Annotated in this window: 1 protein-coding gene; it reads left to right on the top strand. The window is 68.3% G+C overall.

The features are described from left to right. Positions 1-527, top strand: a 527-nt coding sequence (locus AC3WVS_RS31255; protein ID WP_492321737.1) for a P-loop NTPase, incomplete at both ends; no start/stop codon positions are given.

Raw genomic sequence — 527 nt, 5'->3', positions numbered from 1 at the left:
CAATGTCAGCGTCGCCGTGACCATGAAGATCGTCGCGCACGCGGTGCAGCGCGGGGTCAAGCTGCTGCCGGGCGTGAAGAACGTGATTGCGGTGGCGTCGGGCAAGGGCGGGGTGGGCAAGTCCACCACGGCCGTGAACCTGGCGCTGGCGCTGGCGGCAGAGGGCGCGCGCGTCGGCATGCTCGACGCAGACATCTACGGCCCGAGCCTGCCGATGATGCTGGGCATCGACGGCCGCCCGGAATCCGCCGACGGCCAGACCATGGAGCCGCTGGAAGGACATGGCCTGCAGGCCAACTCGATCGGCTTCCTGATCGAGCAGGACAACCCGATGGTATGGCGCGGCCCGATGGTGACCTCGGCGCTGGAGCAGCTGCTGCGCCAGACCAACTGGCACGACCTGGACTACCTGATCGTCGACATGCCGCCGGGCACCGGCGACGTCCAGCTGACGCTGTCGCAGAAGGTGCCGGTCACCGGCGCGGTGATCGTCACCACGCCTCAGGATATCGCGCTGCTGGATGCCA

The organism is Cupriavidus sp. CPT47-8839-RL05A (assembly GCF_058792255.1).
The sequence above is the reverse complement of the archived record's forward strand: the minus strand, read 5'-3'. Positions and strand labels throughout refer to the sequence as shown.